General features: G+C 62.9%; 16 protein-coding genes and 1 pseudogene. 12 read left to right on the top strand and 5 right to left on the bottom strand.

Annotation, left to right across the window (positions count from 1 at the left end; all coding sequences use genetic code 11):
• The first annotated feature begins 21 nt into the window (after window positions 1-21).
• Together CFR76_RS02740 and CFR76_RS02745 are read left to right on the top strand one after the other, a co-directional pair.
• Window positions 22-1,593: an alkaline phosphatase D family protein gene (locus CFR76_RS02740; RefSeq protein WP_167402037.1), complete on the top strand. Its 1,572-nt coding sequence runs from the start codon at window positions 22-24 to the stop codon at window positions 1,591-1,593.
• Window positions 1,594-1,672: 79 nt separating this feature from the next.
• A complete protein-coding gene (locus tag CFR76_RS02745; protein WP_167402038.1) occupies window positions 1,673-2,536 on the top strand; it encodes an acid phosphatase in 864 nt (287 codons plus the stop codon).
• Between the two features lie 828 nt (window positions 2,537-3,364).
• Here CFR76_RS02745 and CFR76_RS02750 read toward each other — a convergent pair.
• Window positions 3,365-4,255, bottom strand: a complete 891-nt coding sequence (locus tag CFR76_RS02750) for a diacylglycerol/lipid kinase family protein (protein ID WP_110555836.1) — start codon at window positions 4,253-4,255, stop codon at window positions 3,365-3,367.
• Between the two features lie 470 nt (window positions 4,256-4,725).
• Between CFR76_RS02750 and CFR76_RS02755 the strand changes: the two genes are divergently transcribed.
• Window positions 4,726-6,099, top strand: a complete 1,374-nt coding sequence (locus tag CFR76_RS02755; protein WP_110555707.1) for an amino acid permease — start codon at window positions 4,726-4,728, stop codon at window positions 6,097-6,099.
• A 101-nt stretch (window positions 6,100-6,200) separates the two neighbouring features.
• Here the strand turns inward: CFR76_RS02755 and arsC are convergent, their stop codons facing one another.
• Window positions 6,201-6,566 (bottom strand): arsenate reductase (glutaredoxin), encoded by a 366-nt coding sequence (gene arsC / locus CFR76_RS02760; protein ID WP_110555708.1) that lies wholly within the window; start codon window positions 6,564-6,566, stop codon window positions 6,201-6,203.
• A gap of 203 nt (window positions 6,567-6,769) precedes the next feature.
• On the opposite strand from arsC, the gene trhO reads away from it, so the two are divergent.
• A complete protein-coding gene (gene trhO / locus CFR76_RS02765; protein ID WP_208623913.1) occupies window positions 6,770-7,798 on the top strand; it encodes an oxygen-dependent tRNA uridine(34) hydroxylase TrhO in 1,029 nt (342 codons plus the stop codon).
• Window positions 7,799-7,986: 188 nt separating this feature from the next.
• The gene (locus CFR76_RS02770; RefSeq protein ID WP_110555710.1) at window positions 7,987-9,873 is read left to right on the top strand and encodes an ABC transporter ATP-binding protein; all 1,887 of its coding nucleotides are present in this window, start codon (window positions 7,987-7,989) and stop codon (window positions 9,871-9,873) included.
• 334 nt (window positions 9,874-10,207) lie between these two features.
• Here the strand turns inward: CFR76_RS02770 and CFR76_RS02775 are convergent, their stop codons facing one another.
• Window positions 10,208-10,981 (bottom strand): SDR family oxidoreductase, encoded by a 774-nt coding sequence (locus tag CFR76_RS02775; protein WP_110555711.1) that lies wholly within the window; start codon window positions 10,979-10,981, stop codon window positions 10,208-10,210.
• Window positions 10,982-11,125: 144 nt separating this feature from the next.
• Here CFR76_RS02775 and CFR76_RS02780 point away from each other — a divergent pair, with 144 nt between their 5' ends.
• On the top strand, window positions 11,126-12,025 hold the full coding sequence (locus CFR76_RS02780; protein ID WP_167402039.1) for a LysR family transcriptional regulator: 900 nt from the start codon (window positions 11,126-11,128) through the stop codon (window positions 12,023-12,025).
• Between the two features lie 2 nt (window positions 12,026-12,027).
• Here the strand turns inward: CFR76_RS02780 and CFR76_RS02785 are convergent, their stop codons facing one another.
• A complete protein-coding gene (locus CFR76_RS02785) occupies window positions 12,028-13,617 on the bottom strand; it encodes a cation:proton antiporter (protein ID WP_110555838.1) in 1,590 nt (529 codons plus the stop codon).
• Window positions 13,618-14,396: 779 nt separating this feature from the next.
• Between CFR76_RS02785 and CFR76_RS02790 the strand changes: the two genes are divergently transcribed.
• The 4 genes from CFR76_RS02790 to CFR76_RS02805 all read left to right on the top strand — a co-directional run bounded on the left by CFR76_RS02790 (window position 14,397) and on the right by CFR76_RS02805 (window position 24,431).
• Entirely contained in the window at window positions 14,397-22,982 is an 8,586-nt protein-coding gene (locus CFR76_RS02790) for a GH36-type glycosyl hydrolase domain-containing protein (protein ID WP_244191742.1), read from the top strand.
• A 190-nt stretch (window positions 22,983-23,172) separates the two neighbouring features.
• Window positions 23,173-23,427: a hypothetical protein gene (locus tag CFR76_RS02795; protein WP_110555713.1), complete on the top strand. Its 255-nt coding sequence runs from the start codon at window positions 23,173-23,175 to the stop codon at window positions 23,425-23,427.
• 224 nt (window positions 23,428-23,651) lie between these two features.
• Window positions 23,652-24,005, top strand: coding sequence for a hypothetical protein (locus CFR76_RS02800; protein WP_244191743.1), 354 nt, complete (start codon window positions 23,652-23,654; stop codon window positions 24,003-24,005).
• Window positions 24,006-24,092: 87 nt separating this feature from the next.
• Window positions 24,093-24,431 carry a hypothetical protein gene (locus CFR76_RS02805; protein WP_146222627.1) on the top strand — a complete coding sequence of 113 codons (339 nt, stop codon included), beginning with the start codon at window positions 24,093-24,095 and terminating at the stop codon, window positions 24,429-24,431.
• Between the two features lie 268 nt (window positions 24,432-24,699).
• Here CFR76_RS02805 and CFR76_RS02810 read toward each other — a convergent pair.
• A pseudogene (locus tag CFR76_RS02810) lies at window positions 24,700-24,906 on the bottom strand (hypothetical protein); the annotation flags it as partial.
• Window positions 24,907-25,516: 610 nt separating this feature from the next.
• Here CFR76_RS02810 and CFR76_RS02815 point away from each other — a divergent pair.
• The gene (locus tag CFR76_RS02815; RefSeq protein ID WP_110555716.1) at window positions 25,517-26,032 is read left to right on the top strand and encodes a thioredoxin domain-containing protein; all 516 of its coding nucleotides are present in this window, start codon (window positions 25,517-25,519) and stop codon (window positions 26,030-26,032) included.
• A 111-nt stretch (window positions 26,033-26,143) separates the two neighbouring features.
• Complete coding sequence (locus CFR76_RS02820) at window positions 26,144-26,857, top strand: RBBP9/YdeN family alpha/beta hydrolase (protein ID WP_110555839.1); 714 nt, start codon at window positions 26,144-26,146, stop codon at window positions 26,855-26,857.
• Window positions 26,858-26,890: the final 33 nt, after the last annotated feature.

A 26,890-nucleotide genomic window follows, 5' to 3' on the forward strand; every position in this document is an offset into this window, starting at 1 on the left:
ATGGTTACACGGAGAGCGCATATGTCCACTCTTTCGCGTCGTACTTTCCTGGGTGCCGCAGGGGCGCTGGCCCTGCCATCCCTTGTCCATGCGGCCAATCTGTCGGATAGGGGGGACACTGTCTTCCCATTCGGCGTGGCCAGCGGAGACCCGACGGCAGATGGCTTTGTATTATGGACCCGCCTGGGCACGCTACCCCTGCTCCCTGGTGTTGCGCCCCGCCTTCCACCCAGCGTGAATGTTGACTGGGAAATAGCGGAAGATGAGAACATGCGCCATATCGTGCGCAAGGGTTCCACACCCGCCACGGCTGAAAACGGCTACAGCGTGCATGTCGAGGCAGAAGGATTGCAGCCAGGCCGCGCATACTGGTACCGCTTTACGGCGGAAGGCAGCCAGAGCCAGATTGGCCGGACGCTCACCTTCCCCCGTGATGGGCAGCCCACCAGTTCCCTGCGTGTAGCCGTTGCTTCATGCGCCCACTGGGAAATGGGCTGGTATTCTGCCTACCGTCACCTGGCTGCCGAAAATCCGGATGTGGTGCTGTTCCTGGGGGATTATATTTATGAGCACAATGCCCCTCCCTCCCGCGCCGCGCTGACCGTTCGTTCCTATGGTGCGCCCGAAGCCACCGATCTGGAAGGGTACCGATGGCGCTATGCCCTGCAGAAGACCGATCCTGACCTGCAGGCGGCACACGCTGTCGCGCCATGGTTGCCCATATGGGACGATCATGAAGTGAAGGATGATTATTCGGGCATATGGGCACCTGCGCCGGAAGAAAGCATAGAAGCCTTTTCACGTCGGCAGCGTGTCGCGTGGCAGGCATGGTATGAAAACATGCCTGTACGCAGGACGTTACGCCTTCCCAATGGCGGAATGAAAATTTATCGCCGCGCCAAATATGGCGACCTGGCTGTTATCGATCTTCTGGATGGTCGCCAGTATCGATCCCGTCAGCCTTGTCCCGTACCACCCAAATATGGAGACGGGCGTGTTATCTCTGAAAGCTGTTCCGATCTTGAAGACCCACGCCGTACATTCCTTGGTGCCGAGCAGGAACAGTGGCTGTTTGATGGTTTCCGTGATCATTCCAAGGTCTGGACCATCATCGCGCAGGACCTGATGGTGGCTTCCCTGCGTATTCCCGACCAGAAGGGAACAGGCTACCGCTACTGGACCGATACGTGGGATGGATTTCACGCGGCTCGTAACCGGCTTACGCAGGCCCTGGCAGATTACCGTCCCCCCAATCCCATCATTTTTAGTGGCGATTATCATTCGTTTTTTGCAAGCAACATAAGAACCCGCCCGCATGACGAGAAAAAACCGATTGTTGCCTCTGAAATTCTGGGAACATCCATTACATCCCTGGGTCCCGCGTACGAAAACATACAGAAGATCCTGCCGCTCAACCCTGATATAAAATTTTTCGATAGCCGTAAAAGGGGATACGTGATTGCTGATTTTTCTCCCCGCAACATGACGGCGCGACTTATGGGTATTACGGACATCCGCGACCCTGCATCCAGTGTTTCGGTTGAAAAAACTTATGTAATCGAACGCGGAAATGCCGGGTTGATCAACGCGTAAAACAGCGGTTCCCTGTTCATATATCGAAATACGAATGGTGGTTTCCATCCGTTCATGTAGGTCATATTGTGTATTCGCCATGAAGCATGACATCGTTACGTATAAAAAAAAGTCACTGTCTTTCAGAACCATGATCATGGTAGCCGCTTCCAGCGCCATGATCTGTCAAGCGGGATGCAGTAACAAGACGGTCTTGTGGCATGATGCCGCTCATTATCCACATGGATATATTCATGCCGACCAGGTACCGTTTGCGCGGGCATCCGCATTGCTTTCCCCCGCCCCTTCGCCCGGATCGCCGCAGGACAATATTGATAAGGAAACAATGCGCAAGGTGCAGGCAACAGCGTCCCCTGCGCGAAGAAACATCGCGGCACATGATGCTGTTCTGGGGCCGCCTGCGGCGCCCGCCGCATTTGAATGCGCCATGGGTATTTCCTTTGACCCCGAAAAGGCGCCCCATCTGACACGTCTGCTTGCGCGTGCGTTACCAGATGTCGAAACGGTCCAGAAAAGTATCAAGGTGGAAGGCAGATTCCGTGCGCGCCCTTATGTGGCCATGAACTTTCAGCCCTGCGTGGATGGAAGCGCCCTGGCCAAGACAAGTTCCTATCCTTCCGGACATGCTGCAATCGGGTGGGCATGGGCGCTCGTATTGGCGGAGATGGTACCCGATCGCGCGGAAACTATCCTTCAACGTGGAATAGATTACGGCAATAGCCGCGTTATATGTGGCTTTCATTACCCGACTGATGTGCAGGCGGGACGATTGCTTGGGTCTGCGGTAGTCAGCCTGTGGCATGCCACAAAGCCGTTTCAGAAAGAATATGAAAAATCAAAACAGGAAATAAATACTTTACGAAATAAATCACCTTCTCCCGAATATTGCAAAAAAGATATTGAAATTCTAAATTACGAACGATCCGATATCAGCCATCAATAAATATCGTATAAATAAATGCACCTCTATCCAGGGCAGCGAACATCCCCCAACACCACGTTGACAGAAAACCCGGACCAGGATTCCCGATAGGTACATCCGGTAGTTTATGAAACGTCAACTACACTGCAAGATAACGATAAACAACAAAAGCGGATCGGGTCTGCAAGTATGGCTTGCTGCATTTCTGACTGTACACGGCGGCGTCCCCCCAAGACCGGCGGCCTCATTTCATCAGTGCCGGCATGCAAGATAATGCGTCACGCGCGGTGGTTCTGTGCAGCCGATGCACAAGACCGTTCGACAATCCGCAGCGTGACAGCGGCCCGAAGCCGTGCCTGGTCCCGGGCAGCCTGATAACATCAGGGACGATCTTGTATGGTCGCGCTGCCCCGCAGGCTTTTTACCTGTATATCCCTGATCGACACGGGCCGGTTCAATACCCGTATCCATCGCATCATGAATAGCAGCGGCAAGATGCCCGACCGTGTCCTTTGATCGTTTCAACAGGCTGGCATGGCATACGGGACCAGCAGGTTACGCGACGTGTTTACATCCATTTGCGCCTGGCACCATCATATTACGCGACATGGCACGCAGGTCGGACACCAATACTTCGAAACAGCCTGCCTTCAGCCGGCAGCGGACCCGCTGACAGACCACGGCGCCGGTCCAAAAACCCTCCGACATGGCACGCCGGCACAAACCCGTGGCGGATGGCATAATGCAACCTGCTGAACAGTTTACCTGGGATATGTCGCCGCTGTTCCGCGTCCCGGCGCATCAGAAACAGGTACGGAGCAGCCGACCATTCCGGGTCTGATCGCCCTGCTATATGGCGATACGCAGAGCGTGATCAGGCATGTCGATCCGTATAGGCGTATGGCCGCGTGCGTCCCCATCACTTTGTACGGGCATGTTGCGCGGGCTGGTAACTTCAACTGTTCTTGCCGTCAGGATCGTGACATCCTTCTGCCGTGACAGGTTCCCGCGCAGCAGCGCGATGGCGTAGCGGATACTGCTGCCAATGCCCGCCGTGCCAAACAGGACAACCGAAAACTGCCTGTGTTGCTGCATGGACTGGGGGGTGAGGACATATTTCCCGGCATACAACGCCCCTTTCGATACGATGACCGACGCCGCCGCATGGGAAACGCCATCAACGGATACGGTCATGGTCGGGAATGTGTATTTCCATAGCGAAGCCAGCGTCGCCAGCACATAGGCCGCCCGGCCGACCGCCTTTTTCAGCCGGGTTGACACGACATGCACCACATGTGCGTCAAAGCCTATGCCGACCATCTGCACGAACAGGCATTCCCCTTCACTGGACCGCAGGCGCCCGGGCCAGACAACGCTACATGCCCCGGCTGCGATATTACGGGCATTGCGTGCGTCATCAAACGGCACATGCAGTTCCCGGGCCAGCACATTTGCCGTGCCGACAGGCAGGATGCCCAGAATGATGTCGGATCCCGCCATGCCCTCGGCCACCTCGGCCACCGTGCCATCCCCGCCCGCGGCGACGATATGGGTGCAGGTCCCTTCCCGCACCGCCATGCGCGCGAGGGTTGTGGCGTGGCCCCGGTAACGGGTGGGCACGACCTGCGCCTGTAGCCCCGCCTGGCGCAATTGCCGGGCAAAGCGCGCAATCCGTCCCATGCGACGGCGCCCGGCGGTGGGGTTCATGATAATGGTCACTTTTACGTTCTGGTCGGGCATGGCGTGTATCTTCTGGAAATTACGGAAAACTGTCAAAAGGCAATAACAGGAACCGGGCGCTTGCAATCCATTCCCGCCGATAGCCATACTGGACATGTTTTACCGAACAAAATCACGCCATGGCACTTATTATATTTATATCCAACCCGCCATATGGAAATATTATTTCATGAACATGGCAGCTCCCTCTCCTTCCCCCGCACAATAAACGATCCGTCACATGCTGCCCGGATACCGTACCCCTTTACATACCCGGCGCGTTCCTGTCCTATGTTAGGGATGAAACTGAAACGATATCAGCATGCTGAACGCCCCCATGCGCCGGGCCACCGGCACAGGCGCATGCCCGCTCGGGCCTGCCATGCAACAGGACGCGGGCGGATCGTCCTGGCATAGCGGCGCCTGCGGGCACGACTGCATACGATACGGCTTACATCACTTCCCTTGCCATTCAGGAAATAACATACGGCATGTCTGACACGACGGGCACCCACCAGCCGCCTTCCCGGCCTGCTTCCACCCTAAAGCAACGCCATATCATCATGATCGCGCTGGGCGGCGCCATCGGGGCCGGGCTGTTCGTTGGCAGCAGTGCCGCCATTGCCGCGGCGGGACCGGCGGCATTGCTGGCGTTTGTCGCGGTGGGCCTGCTGGTCATGCTGGTCATGCGCATGCTGGGTGAAATGGTGACCGCCAGCCCCGGCAAGGGATCGTTCGTGGAATACATCCGCATGGCCCACGGCAACGGGGCGGCCTTCACGACAGGGTGGCTGTACTGGTTCTTCTGGCTTGTCGCCCTGGGCAGCGAGGCCATAGCCGGGGCCATCCTGCTTCATGACTGGATCAACCTGCCGGTCTGGCTGCTGGCGACGGCGCTGATCGTGGCGCTGAACCTGATCAACCTTGCTGCGGTCCACATATTCGGGGAATGCGAATTCTGGCTTTCACTGGTCAAGGTCGTCAGCATCGTGCTGTTCATCGGGGCGGGCACGCTGTACGTCGCGCATGTATTTGGCCCCGGCGTTCCGGTCACGCGGAACGTGCTGGGGCACGGGGGCCTGTTTCCCCATGGCGCGACAGCGATGATTTCCATCATTCCCACCGTCCTGTTCACCATGATCGGATCTGAAATCGCAACGGTGGCGGCAGGCGAATCAGCAGAACCCGCGCGCAATGTGGCCCACGTCACCCGCAGCCTTGGCACGCGCATCACGCTGTTCTACAGCCTGTCCATAGCCCTTATCCTGATGATCGTGCCATGGACGGATATCGTGTCCGGCCATTCGCCCTTTGTCGCCGCCATGCAGGCCATGGGCATACCGGGGGCGGCTACATGCATGCAGGTCGTGGTGCTGACGGCGGTGCTGTCCTGCATGAATTCCAGCCTGTACATCACATCGCGCATCCTGGCCGAACTGGCGCGCCACGGTGATGCGCCCGCCCTGCTGCAACGCTATGGGCGGCAGCATACGCCGGTCAACGCCATCATGGCCAATTCGCTGGCCGGGGGGGTGGTGGCGTTTTCATCCATCCTTGCGCCGGGGACGGTATTCGCCTTCCTGCTCAGTTGCAGCGGTGGCGTGATCCTGCTGGTCTATTCGCTGATTGTCACGTCCTACATGGTATTGCGCCGGCAGGCGTCCGCGGCGGTGCGGCAGTCATTTTTCCGGCTGCCGTTTTTTCCGGCCATCAACATGGCGACGCTAGGCGGCGTGACTGTCATTTTCGTGGCCATGCTGGTCAACGACACGCAGCGCATGACCGCCATGGCCAGCCTTGGCACGACCCTGTTCTTTATCGTAATCCATGCCGTGCGTGGCAGGAAGCATGAAAAAACTGTTTGAAAATAACTACTGGTAAACGTTCTTGGGTGTCGCCTTTTTTCAACAAGGCGACGTTCCTGAAGCTTTTTGGAAAAAGCTTCACCAAAAACTTCTTACAATCATCAGGCGACACGCGCCTGCGGCAGGATTTCAAGCAGCGTTTCCTTGGGGCGGCAGGGCCGCGCCGCCTGATCGGTCATGACCACAGGGCGATTGAGCAGCACCGGATGGGCGGCGATGGCGTCCAGTATGTCCCCATCCGCAAGCGCCGGGTCATCCAGCCCCAGTTCTGCATAAGGCGTGCCACGCTGGCGCAGCAGGTCGCGCACCGGCACCACAAGGCGGCTGGCCAGCACGTCCAGATCGGCGCGGGTCGGTGGTGTTTTCAGGTATTCCACCACGACCGGCTCGATCCCGGCAGCCCGGATCATGGCCAGCACGTTGCGCGACGTGCCACAGGCCGGGTTATGGTACAGGGTAACGGTCATCCACGATTTTCCCATATATTCAGGTGGTACGGGCATATATAAGCACGCTCCGCCCCCGATTGCAGCCTGTCCTGCAAACGCGCAGCCCGGCCCCGTGCATTCGCATGGAATTTCCGCTATGACTGCGCGGGTGTCATGTGCGGGCGACCGGGCATGTCCTGTTTTGACTGACGGGCTTGCGTCAGCGATCCCCCTTGAAGCGCATGGTTGCCATTGTGACAGATTTCCCGCCTTCCACCGCCCCCGCCGCGACAGCAGCCACGCTGCCCGTCCGCGTGGCCGCACTCTATCATTTCACGCCCTTCGCGGATTGCGCCGCCGTGCGTGCCCAACTGCTGGATGCCTGCCACGAACTGGGCATCCGGGGTATCGTGCTGGTGGCGCATGAAGGCATAAACGGCACCATTGCCGGGACGGATGACGCGATTGACCGTATCCTTGGCGTCATCCGCGCCCTGCCCGGCTGTGCCGGTCTGGACGTCAAGTTTTCCCGCGCGCCTGCCCTGCCCTTCCACCGCATGAAGGTGCGCATAAAGCGTGAAATCGTGACCATGGGGATCGAAGGACTGGACCCGCGCCGCGATGTCGGCCACTACGTCGCGCCCGATGAATGGAACGCCCTTATTTCCGATCCGGACACCATCGTGATCGACACGCGCAATGATTACGAGGTCGCAATCGGCACCTTTCGCGGCGCCATTGACCCCGGCACCCGCACGTTCCGGGAATTCCCGCAATGGTTCCGCGACCGGCGGCGTGACCTGCTGGAACAGGGGCGCACGCCAAAGATCGCCATGTTCTGCACCGGCGGCATACGATGTGAAAAGGCAACCGCCTTCGTCCGTGCCGAAGGGGTGGAGGATGTGTTCCACCTGCACGGCGGCATCCTGAAATACCTGGAAACCGTGCCGGAGGATGAAAGCCTATGGGATGGCGAATGTTTCGTGTTTGACCAGCGCGTCAGCGTGGGCCACGGGCTGAAACCCGGCACATTCGACATCTGCCATGCCTGCCGCAATCCCCTGAGTGAGGCGGACCGCGCCAGCCCGGATTATGTGGAAGGCGTAAGCTGCCCCCACTGCGCCGACCAGCGCACCGAAGCCCAGCGCAGGCGTTACGCGGAACGTGAACGCCAGATCCAGCTTGCGGCGCGCAAGGGCACGCACCATCTGGGCCTGCCCACGCCATGCGCGCAACCCGCCGCCACAGCCGGCGACGACCCTGATGCATGACCATCCGGGCTACCTGCTTGGCCGGACAGGATGCGCGATCCGGACCAGCCATCCATCCCATACATGCCTGCGCGGTAATGGAAGCTCCCCACATTACCCGCGCCCCATGTCGGCAATGCCGACCCGGCCGTGATATGGGGGAGGTCGCCGTCCGGCACATCCCCCGTCCTTGCTGGAGCCGTTCCTGATTGAGCGCAGACCCTGACAGCCCGGACCATCATAACCCCCCTGCCCCGTCATGGCGCGCGCGACTGGCCGCGCGCTTCGGGGTGTACGGACATGTACCACGCATGTTCCGCCAGATATGGACATGCAGCCCCGCCCTGACACTGACCAGTATCGCGCTGCGGCTGGTGCAGGCCATCCAGCCCCCACTGGCGCTGTATGTTGGCAAGCTGATCGTCGATGAAGTCATCCGCACCAGCACCCACGCCGCCCCGTCGGGTTCCCTGCCGGACTGGCTGCTGCATGGGCCTGCCACCCGGCTGGAGGGCTGGATTGCGCTGGAATTCGCCCTGATCATCCTGTCGGACCTGACATCACGCGCAATCGTGCTGGTCGATGGGCTGCTGAATGAACGCTATATCAATTCCGTCAGCCTCGCCCTGATGGGCCATTCCGCAACGCTGGACCTGCAGCAGTTTGAATCCAGCACCCTGCAGGACCTTCTGGAACGCGCACGCCGGCAGGCGTCGGGGCGCAACAACCTGCTGGTGCAACTGTTCAACATTGCCCAGACCGCCGTGACCGCGCTGACGCTTGCGATTGGCGTGGTGGCGTTCGCGCCGTGGATGGTGCTGGTGCTGGTTATCGCCCTCCTGCCCTCGGCGGCGGGAGAGGCGCATTTCAATGCCGAAGGCTACCGCCTGATCCGCGCCAAGACGGCCGAACGCCGCGAAATGGAATATCTGCGCCATGTCGGCGCCAGTGCCGAACATGCCAAGGAACTCAAGCTGTTCGGGCTGGGGGATTTCCTGGTGGGCCGCTTCCGCGCCGCCGCCGCAACCGTGCTGGAACAGAACCGCAGGCTGGCCCTGCGCCGCTTTGTCTGGAGCGGGGCCTTCGCGGCGATCGGGTCGGTCGCCTATTACGGGGTCTATCTGGTCATCGTGTGGGATACGGTGCGCGGACGGTTTACGGTGGGGGACCTGACGTTCCTGTCAGGATCGTTCCTGCGCCTGCATTCGCTCCTGTCCAGCCTGCTGCTGGGCATTACGCAGACCGCAGGCCAGGCGCAGTACCTCAATGATTTCTTCGCGTTCCTTGACCTCCGGCCATCCATCACCGCGCCTGCGATCGCCCTGCCCTTCCCGTCGCCGATCAGACAGGGCATCCGGTTTGAAAACGTGGGCTTCCGCTATCCCGGCACGGACCGCTGGGCCATCCGGCATCTGGACCTGACTATTGGGGCTAGGGAAACCGTGGCGCTGGTGGGGGAAAACGGGGCGGGCAAGACCACCATCGTCAAGCTGCTGACGCGCCTGTATGACCCCGATGAAGGGCGGATTACGGTGGATGGCGTGCCGCTGCGCGATATGGACCTGAATGACCTGCGCGCGCATATCGGCGTAATCTTCCAGGATTTTGTCCGCTACAGCCTGACCGCGTCGGAAAACATCGCCGTGGGCCGGATCACGGCCCTTGCCGACACGCAGCGCATCAAGGCTGCGGCGCATGAAGGGCTGGCTGACGATGTGGTGGCCAGGCTGCCCATGGGGTATGACCAGCCATTGGGCAAGCGCGTGGCGAACGGGCGGGAACTGTCGGGTGGGGAATGGCAGAAAATCGCCATATCCCGTGCCTATATGCGCGATGCGGACCTGCTGATACTGGATGAACCGACCGCCGCACTGGATGCGCGTGCGGAATCGGACGTGTTTGAACGCCTGCGCGCCCTGCGGCATGGCAAGGCGGCGCTGGTGATTTCCCACCGCTTTTCCACCGTGCGCACGGCGGACCGGATTGTGGTGCTGGAACATGGCCGCATCCTGCAGGCCGGCACGCATGAACAGTTGCTGGCCCAGGGCGGACGATATGCGGAACTGTTTGCACTGCAGGCCGCCGGATACCAATAAATTATTGTTTTAAAAGTAATTATTTAATAAATAAAAGTTTTTGGGTGCCGCCTTTTTTCCAAAAAGGCGGCGTTCTTTCGAAGCTTTTGCAAGAAGCTTCACCAAAAACTTCCTTTCATTTTAAAGCACTATCATGATCCGACTTTTCCAATAGTTACCGTGATAACCGTGCAGCCAGCAGACCGGGCATAACGATCCGGAAGCCCCCGAACAGACATTCTCGCTGCCCGCGACCCACGCGCACTGACCCTTTCCCTGCCCGTCGCCCTGAAAGGGTAGACAGGATCGGGACAGGACAGCATGCGTGGGTCAACGGCGGGGGGCACCTGCTAAATTACTTCGTGGTGTAGCCACCATTGATCAGGGTGGTCTGCCCGGTCATCCACCACCCGTCGGAAACCAGAAAGCGGACATGGGGGACGATGTCCCTGATGTCGGTCAGGCCCGTTTTGCTGAACGGCGACAGGGCGGCCGCCGACTTGTGGTAGGCCACGGCTTCCGGCGCTTCCTGCCCGTAGAAGAAGGGCGTGTCCATCGGCCCCGGCCCGATGGCGTTGACCGAGATGCCACGCGCGCCATATTCCTTGGACGCGGCACGGGTAAAGTGTTCCACCGCCGCCTTCGACCCGGCATAGGTGGAATAGAACGGCGTATAGGCCCCAAGCAGCGAGGTGACGATGGTCAGCAGCTTGCCGTGGTCATTCAGGTGAATGCCCGCTTCCTTGATGAAGAAATACGCAACGCGCGTATTGACCGCGAACATGGAATCGAATTCGGCTTCACTGGTGTCGGCAATCGGCTTTTTCAGCACCTTGCCCACCGTATTGATTGCAATATCAGGCCGGCCAATGGCCGCGACCGTATCGGCAAACAGCCCGGCCACCGCGCCATCGCGCGTCAGGTCCGCCTGGAATGCAACGGCGTTGACGCCCGCAGCCTTCAGGTCGGCAAGGGTCTTTTCCGCCTCGGGCCGGGTCGCGTCGCTGTTGTAATGGATGGCAATGGCCTTCGCGCCATGTGCCGCAAGGTCGCGCGCGACCAGCCCGCCGAGGTTCTTCGCCCCACCCGCGATCAGGACCGTTTTACCCTTGATGCTATGATCAGCCATGTCCAGCCTCCGTTCATACTGCGCGAACCTGTGCCGCGCCGTTCATGTCCATAAGTTATCAGTTAAGATCGGGATATAAAGTTCCCTTTCCCGACAACACATGTCAGGAAACACGAACAAACCAGCAGCCTGACGGTGAGAATCTTGGACCGTATCGACCTTTTCCGCATTTTTACCCGCGTGGTGGAAACCGCCAGCTTCACCAGGGCGGCCGATACACTCAAGATGCCCCGTTCCACGGTTTCCACCGCCGTGCAGGACCTTGAAGCCCGGCTGGGCACACGGCTGCTGGCCCGCACCACGCGCTCCGTTACCCCCACGCCGGACGGGATGGCGTTTTATGACCACTGCAAGCGGCTGGTGGCGGATGTGGAGGAAGCCGAGGCCCTGTTCCGCCATGACCGCGGCAACCCGCGCGGGGTGCTGCGCGTGGACATGCCCGGGCGGATCGGCCGCCTGCTGGTTGCCCCGGCGCTGCCCGCATTCCTGGACCGCTACCCCGAGATCGGGATCGAACTGGGGGTGACCGACCGCGCCATCAACCTGATCGAGGACGGGATCGACTGCGTGCTGCGTGTCGGCCCCCTGTCCGATTCCGGGCTGATCGCGCGCCGGATGGGGGAACTGGCCATCATCAACGTGGCCAGTCCCGCCTACCTTGCCCGCCATGGCGTGCCCCGCGCCCCGGCCGACCTGCCGGGGCATGAGGCGGTGCGCTACGCCTCGCCTTCCACCGACCGGGTGGAGGCATGGGAATGGATGGAAGGCGACAGGACCCGGACCATGGACCTGCCCGGCCGGGTCAGCGTCAACAGCGCCGAGGCCCTTGTGGCCTGCTGCCTTGCCGGCCTCGGGCTGATACAGGTCCCGGCCTATGACGTGCGCCACCACATCAGGGCGGGCGAACTGGTGGAGGTCATGCCCCGCTACCGGGCGGAACCCATGCCCATGGCGCTGCTCTATCCCCATCGCAAGCACCTGTCGCGCCGCCTGCAGGTCTTTGCCGACTGGCTGGCAGGCGTGATGGCGCAGGCGACCGGATAGGGTCAGATCAGGCCGCCTTCCGCCGTCATCTGCTGCAGGTCCAGCTCATGTTCCAGCTGGTGCAGGACGGCATCATGGATTTCACCGCTGCGGTGCAGGCGCAGCAGTTCGGCACGGCCTGCGTCAATGGTCGCCAGAAGCGCGCGGTAATGCGCGTCCTTGCGCCCCTGCAACGCCTGCTGTTCATGGCTGAAGCGTTCAGCCAGTTCCGCACGATAGGCGTACTGTTCCAGCAGGCGGGAATGCACGATCTGCCCGTCGGGCGCAAAGGCCAGTTGCCGCATGGCATGTTCCTGTGACCGGGCGATCAGCGCGCGCGCCTGCGATACCGACAGGTGGTGGCGCTGCCCGCGTTGCTGTCCCCGTTCCCCCCCGGTCATGCGGATGACCCAGCCAATGGTCGTCCCCTGTCCCAGCACGGTCACCAGGATGACCACGAAGGTCGCGATCTGCATGATGTCACGGTTCGGCATTTTCGCAGGCAACGCCAGCACGATGGCAAGGCTGACCACGCCGCGCATGCCGCACCAGCCCATGATGGCGACGAAGCTGAAGAACGGTCGCCATCCCGGCCGCCGGCCGCGCGGCCCGAACGCGACCCGCATGCCCTCCGTCATCAGCATCCAGACAAACCGCGACACCAGCACCACGGCCACGATGCCCGCCACCGGGCGAAACACGTCCTGCACCACCCATGGCGTGCCCATATGGCGCAGCACGATGGCATGCAGCGAAATGCCGATCAGCACGAATACGAGGGATTCCAGCACGAACACCAACACTTCCCATACCGCCGCCCAGCGCAGGCGTTCATCGGCGCTGAACACGTCATGCTGCCGCCAGCCCAGCACCAGTCCCGCCACTACGGTGGTGATGACCCCTGAGGCCCCCAACTGTTCCCCCCCGATATAGGCCACCCATGGCAGCAGCAACGTCATGGTGATGCTGAGGATACGGTCACGCACCCGCGCCAGCAGCCTGATCCAGACCCATGCCAGCGCGCAGCCCAGCACCAGCCCGCCCAGCGCCAGGAAGAAAAACGTGACCGTGGCGTGCATCGCCCGGAAACTGCCGGTCAGCACCGCAAGGGTCGCGAAACGGTAAATCACAAGGCTGGCCGCGTCATCCAGCAGGCTTTCGCCTTCCAGCAGCGTCGTCATCCGTTCAGGCAGGGACACGTGCTTGAGCACCGCCTTCGCCGCTACCGCATCAGGGGGCGCCACGATCGCGCCCAGGGCCGCGCACGCCGCCCATGGCATGGACGGGATGAGCCAGCGCGTGGCCACGGCCACGGCCAGCGTGGTGAACGCAACCCCGCCCACCGCCAGTTGCAATATGCCCAGAAGATGCGTGCGGAATGCCTGCCAGACGGAAAAATACGCCCCCGCCAGCAGAAGCGGCGGCAGGAACACGATCAGCACCAGGTCGGGATCGATCCCGATCACCGGTACGCCGGGCACCAGCGCAATCGCGATCCCTCCCAGCACCAGTGCGGCCGCGGGCGGCAGGCGCAGCTTGCGCGCCACCAGTTCCAGCCCCACGATCAGGACGATCAGCAGCAGGATGAATTCAAACCGCCCAACATTGGACATGCGCGCCATACCTGTCAGGTTGCCGGGTATCCACCATGGCCCCTTCCGGTAACGCGCCACGACGGGGTCAGTGCCCTGCGCCAGTGAAGCTGCCAGCCCGTACACTGTAATAAAATATGGCCTGCATGGGGCCTGTACCCCGGCATGGCGCGGTGAAGGCGGTCATGCGCCCCGCCTATGGCCATGCATGGCCATGGGTCGGCACCCCTGGCGGGGCAGGGCAAACGGCACGGCCTGCCTTGTCATATACAGTATTGCCTGAAACAGTTTCCAAAATGTTCCATGTATTCCTGAATGATTTATTATTGAATCCGGACGGGTATTTTTAAAATACAATAAATAACGTGGATATATATATGCAACGCAGCCCGGGCAGGCACGTTCATGGCAGGCTGGCGACCGTCCCGCCCATCCGGGACCGCCGCCATGCCCATGCAAGCCGACATGACCCTACACCGCCCCCGTATTCCCCGAACAGAGGAGGACAGAGGATGGGTGCATCCCAAAAACCCGCACAGCCGGGCCAGCCCACGCCGCCTGACAGGGCGCAGCCGACAGCCGCGTCCGGCCCGCCGGGGCCGTACCCCCGGGACGCGACCACCATATCCCCGGCCCCTGGTCCCGCGCCGTTCCACCCGCCCGACGGGACGCCACCGACCATACTGCGCGGCACCATGCCACCTACACCACCACCAAGAAAAAGCCTTTTCCGAAAATGAACGCCAATCCGGGCTGCAGCCTTCGCGCAGGCCCGGATGCGCAGGAAACTGGAGCAGAACATGGACGGGACCACCACCGCCTTCCGACAGCCCGACCCTGCATTCCGGTCAACACGGCGCCCATGGCTTGCGCGCCTGCTGGGGCGGGTGCCCCCACCCGGCTGGGCGGATGACTTCGCCCCGCTGAAAAGCGAGATTTTTGGCATGGAGCGGCTGGAAGCCCACGCCCGCAGCCTTGCCGCGGCCCAGACCATCGCCCCCCTTGGGCGTGGCCATGAACGCCGCAGGCCCCTGTCACGCCGGCTGGCGGAAAACGGGGCGTTCCTGCGCGCCGCCGACATACAGATCGCACAGGATATCCAGAACGGGAAACAGCTGACCCCCGCGGCCCAGTGGCTGGCGGACAATTACGCCCTGGTGGACATGCAGATACGCGAGACGGACCTGGACCTGCCCGCCAGCTATTACGCCCGCCTGCCCAAGCTGGCCGGTGGCCCGTTCGCCGGGCTGCCGCGGGTCTTTGGCGTGACATGGGCGCTGGTCGCCCATACCGACAGCAACCTGCAGCCTGAAATCCTGTATAACTACCTGCTGGCGTACCAGAGCGTGACGCCCCTTACGATCGGGGAACTCTGGGCGGTTTCGATCACACTGCGGATCGTGCTGATTGAAAACCTGCGCCGTGTTGTCGGCGCGATCATGGACAATAACGCCAGCAGGCGGGCCGCCGACCAGCTGGCCGACCAGCTTGACGCCTACCGCAAGGACACGCAGGCCGCCATGTCCGGCTTCCTGGCCGCCGTTGACCCGCGCATCCTCAACTGCGCGTTTACCGCCCAGCTTGCCCACCGCTCCCGCGGGCTGGACCCTGAAAAGGACCCTGCCCTTGTCTGGCTGGAACAGCGCCTGGCGGACCGGGGCACCACCATTGACAACGCGGTGCGCGACGACCTGCACGAACAGGGAGCGTTCAACGCCACCATACGCAACATCATCACCAGCCTGCGGCTGATCGCGGGTTTTGACTGGACCGAGGCGTTTGAGCGCGTCTGCCTCATCGACCGGCTCTTTGCCGACTACGACAGCTTTACACAGGCCGATTTCGCCAGCCGGGACCTGTATCGCAAGGCCATAGAGGAACTGGCCCGTGGCAGCCACATGACCGAAATGGCCATAGCCGGGCAGGCCGTGGCCATGGCGCGCGCGGCACAGGCCACGGGCGCGGCTGGCCCACGCCACGCCGACCCGGGTTATTACCTGCTCATGGCCGGGCGGCCCGCGCTGGAGGCCGCCATCCGTTTCCGGCCCACCATGCGGCGCCGGCTGGCAAGGGGGTTCTGCGCATACGGGATCACGGCCTACAGCGTTGTGGTCACGCTGCTGACCATGCTGTTCATCGCCATTCCGCTATGGCTGACCTGGCGGGTCGGCATGAACCCCGCGTGGCTGCTGCCCGTGCTGGCCTTCATACCGGTGTCGGAGGCGGCGGTCGCCTGCGTCAACCGCCTGGCGCTGGAGGTGGTTCACGCCACCACCCTGCCGGGCCTGGAATTCCTGCACGGCATCCCGGCCCACCTGCGCACCATGGTGGTCGTGCCCGCGCTGCTGACGACGGAAAAGACCGTAAGCGAACTGGTGGCGCGGCTGGAGGTCCATTACCTGACCGTGCGCGATGACGCGGTCCACTTCGCGCTGCTGACCGACTGGACCGACCATGACGGCGCCGATGCGCCCGATGACCAGCGCCTGCTGGGGCTGGCGCGCGCGGGGATGGAACGCCTTAACCGGAAATACGGCCACGGCCCGCAGGGCATGCGCTTCTACCTGCTGCACCGCAGGCGCGTATGGTGCGAAAGCGAGGGTGTATGGATGGGGTGGGAACGCAAGCGCGGCAAGCTGCATGAACTCAACCACCTGCTGCGCGGGGCGGGGGACACGACCTTCCTGCCCCCCGGCCATGCCCTGCCCGCCGACATACGCTATGTCATCACCCTTGATGCCGATACGCGCCTGCCGCTGGAAACCGTATGCCGCCTGATCGGCAAGATGGCCCATCCGCTCAACGCGCCGCTGTTCGATCCCGTATCGGGACGGGTGCATGAAGGCTACGCGATCCTGCAGCCACGGGTAACGCCATCCCTGCCCGTGGGTCACCAGAGCACGCTGTTCCAGCGTATTTTCGCCAGCGCCAGCGGCATCGACGCCTATTCCGCCGCCGTGTCCGACCTGTATCAGGACATGTTTGGCGAAGGGTCCTACGCGGGCAAGGGGATATACGATATCGACGCATTCGAGGCCGCCCTGGCCCGGCGCGTGCCGGAATCCGCCATGCTCAGCCATGACCTGTTCGAGGGCATTTTCGCCCGTGCCGGACTGGTGACGGATATCGAGGTGGTGGAGGAATTCCCCACCGACTACCTGGTCGCGGCCCAGCGGCTGCACCGCTGGGCACGGGGCGACTGGCAACTGCTGCCATGGATCGCATCCAGCCTGCCGCCCCGCAGCGTGCCCGCCCGCGCCCGGCTTTCGGGCATCGCGCGGTGGAAGATGCTGGACAACCTGCGCCGCACGCTGTGCATGCCGCTGGCGCTGGCGACACTTGTGGCGGGGTGGTTCCTGCCGTTCCATGCGGCGCTGATCTGGACGGCCTTCATCCTGCTGGCGCTGGCGCTGCCCGCATTCCTGCCGGTGCTGCCTGACATCGTGCCCCGGCGGGAATGGATCACGCTGCGCAGCTACCTTAGCGTGATTGGGGGAAAAAGCGCCGAGGCGGCGGTGATGACCTTCCTGACCATCACCTTCCTGGCCCATCAGGCCGTCATCATGACGGATGCAATCGCCCGCACGCTGGCGCGCGTGCTCATCACGCGCCGCCACATGCTGCAATGGGTGCCCGCGGCCCAGATCGCGGGGCTTATGCGTTCGGGCCTTGCGGGATATTACGGGCGGATGATCCCCGCCCCCCTGCTGGGCGGGGGCTGCGTTGCCGCCACGGTCATCTGGGCGCCGTGGAGCCTGTTCATGTCCGTGCCCGTCGCAACATTGTGGGGCCTTTCGCCCGCGGTGGCGATGTGGGCCAGCCGCACGCCGGTCATTGCGGCGCGTTCGCGCCCTTCGCGCACCGATATCCGCATCCTGCGCATGACCGCGCGCCGGACGTGGCGTTTCTTTGAAACCTTTACCACGCCCGCGGACCACATGCTGCCGCCGGACAATTTCCAGGAAGATCCGGCCCCCGTGCTGGCCCGGCGCACCTCGCCCACCAATATCGGCCTGTACCTGCTGTGCTGCGCCAGTGCGCGCGATTTCGGCTGGATCGGCCTGGCCGACACCCTGACCCGGCTGGAAGCGACCTTCGCCACGCTGGAAACCATGCCACGCTACCGTGGTCATTTCTACAACTGGTATGCCACCGACGACCTGCGCCCGCTTGACCCGGTCTATATTTCCAGCGTCGATAGCGGCAACCTGGCCGGGCACCTCATCGCCCTTTCCAGCGCCTGCCAGCGATGGCTGGAAAACGGGCCGGAAATCGACGCATGGCGCGATGGCGTCACGGATGCGCTGAATATCGCCATCGCCGACCTGACCTTCCAAGACGGCAGGCGCAGGCGCATGACCCATACACGGACGCAGCGGCAGTTGCTGCGGCTGCTGACGGGACTGAAGAACGCCGTCCTGTCCGCGGCCGCCACCCGGTCGGAAGGGGAACTGTCGGCCCTGCGCCGCCAGGCCGGCGCGGTCCTGGATCACATGGCGACAATGCCCGCCCTCCTGCCGGGCCAGGATGAAAAGGACACGGCGGACCTGACATTCTGGGCCACCGCCCCGCTGCGCACGCTGGAAAGCCACCTGCGTGACCTTGACGCGGAGCTGTACGCAACGCTGGGCGCGCGGCTGGACATCGTGGCGCAGAAGGCGCGGCGCATGGCGCACGACATGGATTTCGCCTTCCTGTGCAATCCGTCGCGCAAGCTGCTGTCCATCGGCTACCTGGTGGCGGAGGACACACAGGACGCCAACTGCTACGACCTGCTGGCGTCCGAAGCGCGGCTGGCGGTGTTCTTCGCCATAGCCAAGGGCGACATGCCCGCCCATGACTGGTTCCGCCTTGGCCGGTCCATAACGCCGGTGGGCAATGGGGCGGCGCTGGTTTCGTGGTCGGGGTCGATGTTCGAGTACCTCATGCCCTCGCTGGTCATGCGCGCGCCCATGGGCAGCCTTATGGAACAGACCAACAAGCTGATCGTGCAGCGCCAGATCGCCTATGGGCAGGACCGTGACATTCCGTGGGGCATATCGGAATCCGCCTATAACGCGCGCGACCTTGACTATACCTACCAGTATTCCAATTTCGGCATTCCCGGACTGGGGCTGAAACGGGGACTGGGGCTGGACACGGTGGTCGCCCCCTACGCCACCATGCTGGCCGCCATGGTTGACCCGCAGAAGGCGGTGGCCAACCTGCATGCGCTGGAAAAGACCGGGGCGCTGGGCCGGTACGGCCTGTATGAAGCACTGGATTACACGCCCGACCGCGTGCCCGACAACAGCCGCGTCGCGATCATCCGCGCCTACATGGCCCACCATCAGGGCATGTCCATCCTGGCGGTGGCCGACGCGGTCATGAATGGCATCATACGCGCGCGTTTCCATGAAGACCCGGTCATTGCCTCGGCCGAACTGCTGCTGCAGGAACGCGCGCCCCGTACCGGCGCCGTCGCCCGTCCCCTGCCATCCGAAGATGATACACAGCCCCCCGTCCGCACCGTGGCAACCCCTGCGGGGCGGTATGTGGACCGCGCCGACATGGGCGGCCCGGTCACGCACCTGCTGTCCAACGGGCGGTACACGGTCATGCTGACGGCGGCGGGATCGGGTTACAGCCGGTGGCAGGGACTGGCGGTCACGCGCTGGCGCGAGGATGCGACGCGGGATGAATACGGCCAGTACCTTTACATCCGCAACCGCAGGACAGGCCGCCTGTGGTCGGCGGGCCTGCAGCCCACCGACACCGTACCGGATGAATACGCCGTGGTCTTTCATGAAGACCGCGCCGAATTCGCCCGCCGCGACGGGACGGTCACCACCACGCTGGACGTGCTGGTGTCAGCCGAGGACGATGCGGAAGTACGACAGGTCTCGGTCTTTAACGCAGGCGGCGAGACACTGGATATCGACATCACATCCTGTGCCGAGCTTGCGCTGCTGGCGCAGAATGCCGACCTTGCCCATCCCGCCTTTACCAAGCTGTTCGTGCAGACCGAATATCTTCCCCAGTCCCGCGCCCTGGTCGCCACGCGCCGCAGGCGCACCGGCGACGAGCCGGAAATATGGGTTGCCCACATGGCGCTGTGTGACAGCCCCATCGAGGTCGAGACGGACCGCGCCCGCTTCATCGGCCGCAGGCGTGATGCGCGCCATCCCGCCGCCATGGCTACGCATGCGCCCCTGTCGGGCACGACCGGGACGGTGCTGGATGCGCTGCTTGCCATCCGCGCGCGGGTGTCCGTGCGTCCCGGCGCCATGGCGCGCGTCACGTTCTGGACCATGGTCGCCCCCACCCGCGCGGCCCTGCTGGACCTGATCGACACGCACCAGGACCAGGCCGCGTTCGAACGCGCCCGCACGCTGGCATGGACACAGGCGCAGGTGCAACTGCGCCATCTGGATGTCTCCCCCTCCATGGCCGACCTGTTCCAGCGGCTGGCAGGCCACATCCTGTTCGCCACCCCCAGCCTGCGCGCGCCCTCCGCACAGATCGCGCGCGGGGCCGGCGCGCAGCCGCTGTTGTGGGAACAGGGCATTTCGGGCGACCTGCCGATTGTCGTGCTGCGGGTGCGGGAAAATTCCGGGACGGATATCGTGCGTGCCCTGCTGCTGGCGCATGAATATTTCCGGCTCAAGCAACTGGCGGTGGATCTTGTCATCCTCAATGAACACCCGTCATCCTATCTGCAGGACCTGCAGGTGTCGCTTGACCAGCTTGTCCGCGCGGCCCCACGCACGCCGGGCGCCGCCGGTTCCGTGCGCGTGCTGCGCGCCGACCTGGTGACACCCGCCGTGCGCCACCTGATCATATCCATAGCCCGCGTGGTGCTGGATGCGGACCACACGCTTTCCGCGCAGCTTGACCAGGGGGAAAGGCCACGGACGCGACAGTTCGCGCCCGCCCTGCCACCCGTCCCGCCGCCGCCTTCGGCATTCGGCATGCCGATGGTGCCGGAGCTGGAGCTTTTCAACGGCCATGGCGGCTTTGCCAGAAACGGGCGCGAATACGTGGTCGTGCTTGGCCCCGGCCAGACCACGCCCGCGCCATGGATCAACGTGATCGCCAATGACGCATTCGGCTTCCAGGTCTCGGCGGAAGGCAGCGGCTACACATGGTCCGGCAACAGCCGCGAGCACCAGATCACGCCGTGGTCGAATGATCCGGTCAGTGACCACGCAGGCGAAACCTTCTATTTCCGTGACGAGGACACCGGAACCCTGTGGTGCCCCACCGCCGCCACCCGGCGTGACGCCACGGCCACCTATGTTACCCGCCATGGGCGCGGCTATACGCGCCTGGACCGCGTGGCGCATGGGATCGCCAGCAGCCTGCTGCAGTACGTGCCGGTATCGGACCCGGTCAAGATCACGCGCATACAGGTGCATAACCAGTCGGACCAGCCGCGCACGCTGTCCGTTACGGCCTATGTGGAATGGGTGCTGGGACCGGCGCGCAGCACGGCGGCCCCCTTTGTCATGACCGAACATGATGGGGAAACCGGCGCGCTGTTCGCCCGCAACCGCTGGAACGCCGAATATGCCGACCGTGTCGCCTTTGCCGATATCGGCGGGTACCTGACCGCCCGTTCCGGCGACCGCGCGGCCTTCATCGGCCCCAACGGCACCATGGCGCTTCCCCTCGCCTTCACCCATGCAGGTGGCGTGCGGGGGGCGACCGGGGCCGGGCTGGACCCGTGCGGCGTGGTGCAGACCATGGTCACCCTGCCGCCAGGCGGGCGGGCGGAGATCGTGTTCCTGCTGGGTGAAGGCATGGACGCCGACCATGCCCGCAGCCTGATAGGCCGGTACCGCACCACCGATCCGGACCATGTGCTGGCAGAGGTCACCCGGCACTGGGACACCGTAACAGGCGCCATACAGGTCCAGACCCCCGACCGCGCGATGGACATCATGCTCAATGGCTGGCTGCTGTACCAGTCACTGGCCAGCCGGGTGCAGGCGCGGGCCGGATTTTACCAGGCCAGCGGGGCCTATGGCTTCCGTGACCAGTTGCAGGACGGCATGGCGCTCACGCTGTCCTGCCCCGACCGTGTGCGCGCGCACCTGCTGCGCGCGGCGTCACGGCAGTTTGTCGAAGGGGATGTGCAGCACTGGTGGCTGCCCGGTACGGGCGCTGGCGTGCGGACCCATATCTCCGATGACTGCGCATGGCTGGCGCACACGGTTGCGCATTACGTCGCCACGACGGGTGACACGGGCGTGCTGGATGAACGTATCCCCTTCCTGCAGGCCCCCGGACTGCCCATTACCGAGCATGACCGTTTCATGATCCCCGCGATTGCCGAGCAGGACGGCACGCTGTTCGAACACTGCGCCCGCGCGCTGGACCACAGCCTTGCGGTCGGCAGCCATGGCCTGCCGCTTATGGGCACGGGCGACTGGAATGACGGCATGAACCGCGTGGGCGAGCAGGGACGGGGCGAGAGTGTATGGCTGGGCTGGTTCCTGCATGACGCGCTGGCCAGCTTCATCCCGCTGGCGCGCGCACGCGGCGATGACGCCCGCGCGCAGGCTTGGCTGGACCATGCCGCAGCCCTTGCCGTCGCACTGGAGGCCACATGGGATGGGGACTGGTACCTGCGCGCCTATTTCGATGACGGCACGCCCCTTGGCTCCCACGCCAGCGCGGAATGCCAGATCGACGCGATTTCACAGTCATGGGCCGTGCTGTCGGGCGTCGCGCTGCCCGAACGGGCGGAACATGCCATGCGATCGGCCATGGCCCGCCTTGTCCGGCCTGACGAGGGACTGGTCCTTGTCCTGACGCCACCATTTGACGCCATTGGTCCCGACCCGGGCTATATCCGCAGCTACCCGCCCGGCATACGCGAAAATGGCGGCCAGTACACCCACGCCGCCCTGTGGACCACCATGGCCATGGCGGTACTGGGCGACGGTGAGCGTGCCCACGGCCTGTTCCATATGCTGAACCCCATCAACCACACGGGCAGGCCCGAGGATGTGGCGCGTTACAGGCTGGAACCCTATGTGGTCGCGGCCGACATCTATTCGCGCCCGCCCCATGTGGGCCGGGGCGGGTGGTCGTGGTACACCGGGTCGGCGGGGTGGATGCAGCGCGTGGGAACCGAGACCATCCTCGGCCTGCGTATCCATGCCACGCAGTTGCTGGTCGCCCCCTGTATTCCCCCTGACTGGTCACGGTTCATGGCAACGGTGCGCTGGCGCACCGCAACCTACCACATTACCGTAAACAATCCTGAACATGTCTGCCGCGGCATAAGCCATGTCACATGCGACGGTGCCCCCCTGCCCCCGACCGGCAGGATCGAGATGGCGGATGACGGTCAGGCCCATGAGGTGGCGGTCACGCTGGGGCCGCAGCCCGTGGCATGATGGCATGCCGCCACCTGCGGCATGTCCACGTCCATTAAATGTTCATTCGTGACAGGATCGGGGAAAAACCGGAAAAACCATTCATCCGGCAATCCGTTAACCCCAGCAGGGCTGGCGCCTGCATCGCCCCGTGACCGTTGGCGGCGCAGGCACGCGCGACCCACCCGAATTCCCCTGACGGAGAAAGACCATGCCCCGCCAACCGCATGTTCACGCACCTGGCCCTGATCCCCTTCACGCGCCCGAAGGCCATGCCAGCCGCACCCCGGATGGCAAGGCCACCGGCACCGGCCAGCCCCGCGCGGGCGAGGACGAGCCGGAATCCACCCGCGACAATGACGAGCGGATCGCGGCCACCAGCCACAAGGGCAAGGACCAGGCAGGATGTGACGAACACGCCACTGAACCGGACGCGGCAAAAGACCATAAACCCGAACGGCCATGAACACGCGGCGGGCACGGCACAAGCCCGTACCGTTCAGGTTTGAGGAAAATCGGGAAATCCATCGGAGCGGTCCATGTATTCACATATGGTCGCATGGGTGATTTCCTTATAAGCCCTGTCCTGTCGGCAGGTATTCGCCCCGCCCATGCAGACAGGATGCAACCTTTCGATCCATGAATGCTTTTGTGGTCAGTCCATCTTCATTCATGAAAGAAGACGATACCATGGCGAAAACAATACGTTCTGTCCTGCTGGCATCAGTCGTGGCCAGCATGCCGGCAATGGTCCCCGTCATGGCAATGGCGCAGGCCGATATGCAGACCGCCCCCGCGCCCACGGCCAATTCCGCTGCGTCCCAAGTGGGCCGGAACCCGCCTTCCGCAACCTCGCGCAGCGGCCAGCGGGTGGAACCGTCGGACAAGTTGTGGAACAACCCGCGCACCGTGCAGGAACAGCCCGGCACGCAGCCGCCGGCGAACAATGAAACGACCCGCCACAAACGCATGCGTGACAGCCAGGGCCGCAGCAGCCATGGCGGCGACAAGACCCCTTCGCCCGCGGATAGTGGCGAACAGTAAGCAGTACTGAAGTATTCCCGGTCAGACCGGCAGGGAAACAGGCGGGACACGTCGTGTTTCCCCTACGCAAACCAGATGAGAACAGCCATGTTTACATCTTTCCCCCATGCCTCCGGCCAGCCGCCACTGCCGCCACCCGGTCCGTTCCACCCACGCGATTATCCCCCGCCGGGGCCACAGGACCCGTTTCCATTCGATACACCAGCCCCGACGCCGCCCCCGCTTCGCAACCATGCCCGCCGCCGGCTGACGGATGGGCGCCCCCAAGGAACCATGGCCATGCAGGACAGACCTGACCCCGACAAGGAAAAGCCGCAGACACCTGCCGAAAGGCAGGCAGACGAGGGCCGTGACGAAGCGCTGGAGGAAAGTTTCCCCGCAAGTGATCCCCCCTCACAGGGGCGCACGACGGGGCCAAACAAATAAGGCCCTTGCCCGGTCCATGAATTCATCTGCCATATTTGCCCCTATAGCCGGGGCGGGACGTATTTTCAGAAATGAATACGTCCCGCCCTGTTTTTATGAACAGGGCGCTGTCGGGCAGTTCTGCTTCCGCGAGATGCTGGGGACCATGAAGACACTTCTGGTGTTGTTTTCAAACAGTCTTTAAAACAGCCTTTGTACTGTCGCGCCCGGCCGCCCGGTCCCCAGCTTCCGAAGCATCGCGGGCCGCCTGATGCCGTAGCTGCCTGGCCGATGCCGCCCTGCCTGCGTTCGCATGTACCCGGCGATAAAGGCGCGCGACCTGCAACGCCACGTCATCAGGCCCCTGCAGGGTATGGTTATGGAACGCCCGCACGCTGTCATGCGTGGCGTAGAAGCGGCGCGTCTGGCGATCGGCCTCAAGGATAACGGTACCAAGGAAAGTACCGTCGATTTCGATAATCCGTGATTCAAACATTGAAAAAACTGCCCTTGCATGCCCGCGATGGAATACGGGCGGTTTCCGGCAGAATTCCCACCGGCTGTTTTATGGAACGGCTGCCCGCGTAAAGGGGGCGCCAGGGATGGTGCGACATCGACCAGTGCTACGCATTCGCATGGCTGGCTGGATCATGGGTGATCATCCTGCATGATTATTGGCGTTTCAGCGTGGATCATACACGCCGGGCCATATGCGTCAACACATAATAACTAATTTATAGTGGAATAATTTATATATCATATCTTATGATATTTATTCATCATGAAGGCACATTTCCATTTTAAACCAGCATATTATGTGCATTTTTATCCGATCCCGATCCGTCGCCAATGTGCGCATAGGGCGCTATCCCATCCTGTCCTTATGGGGTACGGTACGCCCGTAACAACATAATTTTTTGTTATATTTTTATATGACAATTTTTATATGCACATTTTAATTGATGTGTTTATATAATCCACATTACAAACCGGGTAACGGCTTTCGTGAACGCAGGTCTGGCAAAAAGCCCGGCCGCCCTGACAGGCCCGGCATTACATAGCCGCATCACCGTCTACCCGCTTCTTCCCCCCCACGGAGACAGCCAATGGCACTTTCCCCCGGCCGGACAGCCCCGGACTTCATGGCCGCGACAAACATGGGCCTGATCCGTTTCCCTGCGTGGGGCCATGGGTGCTGGCGCATTGTCCTGACCCATCCGGCGGATTACAGCACGCACAGCCTGCGGGCCGGGATACGGTGGGCAGGCACATGCCCGCAACCCGTATTTTTGCTGGGCCTCTCGCCGGTGCGCGCCTCGCGCCTTGCGGATGTACCGCCCCGTCCGGTTGCCATCGCGCGGCCTGACATGCCGCATTTGCCGGTCATTGATGACGACACGGGCCGCATTGCCGGCCTGTGGCGGGGCATTGCGGTGGATGTCGGGCCAAGGGACCCGGCGCTGGAGGAACATGCAGCGTTTCTCATTGATCCCGGCAATATCATTCGCAGCACCCTTCTCCATCCCCCTGTCACCGGGCAGGATTTTGGCGCGATCATACGGGTGGCGCGCGGATTTGGTATCGGCTGCGCGCCCCTCAGGCATGTCCCGCGCGCGGCATAGAAACGCCGGGGCATGACCGCACCGGGCTGTCGGAATACCCCATCCGGGCGCAACGCGAGCGCCCGTCCGCCATCCCTCCTTCCACCGACACGCCTTACCGAAAGCACCCTGATGTCCCTGTCCCTTCATACCCATCCGGACCCGATGCATGCGGCAACCATTCCGCCCTGCGCCCCGCCTGCCCCGGAGCAGGGCGCAGCCGTGGGGCATGCGCTGCTACAGGCTCTGGCCGGGTTTGCCGTTGTCATCGTGCCGGGTCTGGACGGGTCTGGCCCCCATCACTGGCAATCACGCTGGGAACTGTTTTTACGCCTGCATGGCATTACCGTGCAGCGCGTCCAGCAGGAGAACTGGGCACGCCCGACCTACCATGACTGGAAGGCGCAACTGCAACGTACCGTTCGGGCCTGCCACCAGCCTGTCATTCTGGTGGCCCATAGCCTGGGTGCCATATTGAGCGTGCGCATGGCGAGCGAGCGGGGGGCTGATGGCGTCGTCGCGGCATTGCTGGTCGCGCCGGCGGATATTGACCACCATCACGGCCCCGATTCAGGCCGGGTGGCCGATTTTGCGCCCCTGCCCGCCACACCCCTGCCTTTTCCCGCCGTGCTCATGGCCAGCCAGGATGATGAATGGCTGTCAATGTCCCGCGCCCATGTCCTTGCCACGCAATGGCGGGCGACGCTGGTCGACGCGGGTATGGTGGGCCATATCGGCAATCATGCGCATGTCGGCCTGTGGCCTGCCGGCATGCAGGCGCTGGATGAGCTGGCGCGTTCCGTGCGCCTGCGCGCCATGGCGGATGCAGTGCCATCCCTGTCATGAATTCCTGCCTGCACGGGGCATGGAACGCAAACA

This window comes from Komagataeibacter swingsii, assembly GCF_003207895.1.
Classification (GTDB): Bacteria; Pseudomonadota; Alphaproteobacteria; order Acetobacterales; family Acetobacteraceae; genus Komagataeibacter; species Komagataeibacter swingsii.

Excerpts from the sequence above, each read along its gene's own strand:
- CFR76_RS02775 (WP_110555711.1), bottom strand. The coding sequence starts at position 10,981 with ATGGCTGATCATAGCATCAAGGGTAAAACGGTCCTGATCGCGGGTGGG.
- CFR76_RS02805 (WP_146222627.1), top strand. The coding sequence starts at position 24,093 with ATGTTTACATCTTTCCCCCATGCCTCCGGCCAGCCGCCACTGCCGCCA.
- trhO (WP_208623913.1), top strand. The coding sequence starts at position 6,770 with ATGGTTGCCATTGTGACAGATTTCCCGCCTTCCACCGCCCCCGCCGCG.
- CFR76_RS02815 (WP_110555716.1), top strand. The coding sequence starts at position 25,517 with ATGGCACTTTCCCCCGGCCGGACAGCCCCGGACTTCATGGCCGCGACA.
- CFR76_RS02795 (WP_110555713.1), top strand. The coding sequence starts at position 23,173 with ATGCCCCGCCAACCGCATGTTCACGCACCTGGCCCTGATCCCCTTCAC.
- CFR76_RS02785 (WP_110555838.1), bottom strand. The coding sequence starts at position 13,617 with ATGTCCAATGTTGGGCGGTTTGAATTCATCCTGCTGCTGATCGTCCTG.
- CFR76_RS02790 (WP_244191742.1), top strand. The coding sequence starts at position 14,397 with ATGGACGGGACCACCACCGCCTTCCGACAGCCCGACCCTGCATTCCGG.
- CFR76_RS02750 (WP_110555836.1), bottom strand. The coding sequence starts at position 4,255 with ATGCCCGACCAGAACGTAAAAGTGACCATTATCATGAACCCCACCGCC.
- CFR76_RS02820 (WP_110555839.1), top strand. The coding sequence starts at position 26,144 with ATGTCCCTGTCCCTTCATACCCATCCGGACCCGATGCATGCGGCAACC.
- CFR76_RS02755 (WP_110555707.1), top strand. The coding sequence starts at position 4,726 with ATGTCTGACACGACGGGCACCCACCAGCCGCCTTCCCGGCCTGCTTCC.
- CFR76_RS02740 (WP_167402037.1), top strand. The coding sequence starts at position 22 with ATGTCCACTCTTTCGCGTCGTACTTTCCTGGGTGCCGCAGGGGCGCTG.
- CFR76_RS02745 (WP_167402038.1), top strand. The coding sequence starts at position 1,673 with ATGAAGCATGACATCGTTACGTATAAAAAAAAGTCACTGTCTTTCAGA.
- CFR76_RS02800 (WP_244191743.1), top strand. The coding sequence starts at position 23,652 with ATGGCGAAAACAATACGTTCTGTCCTGCTGGCATCAGTCGTGGCCAGC.
- arsC (WP_110555708.1), bottom strand. The coding sequence starts at position 6,566 with ATGACCGTTACCCTGTACCATAACCCGGCCTGTGGCACGTCGCGCAAC.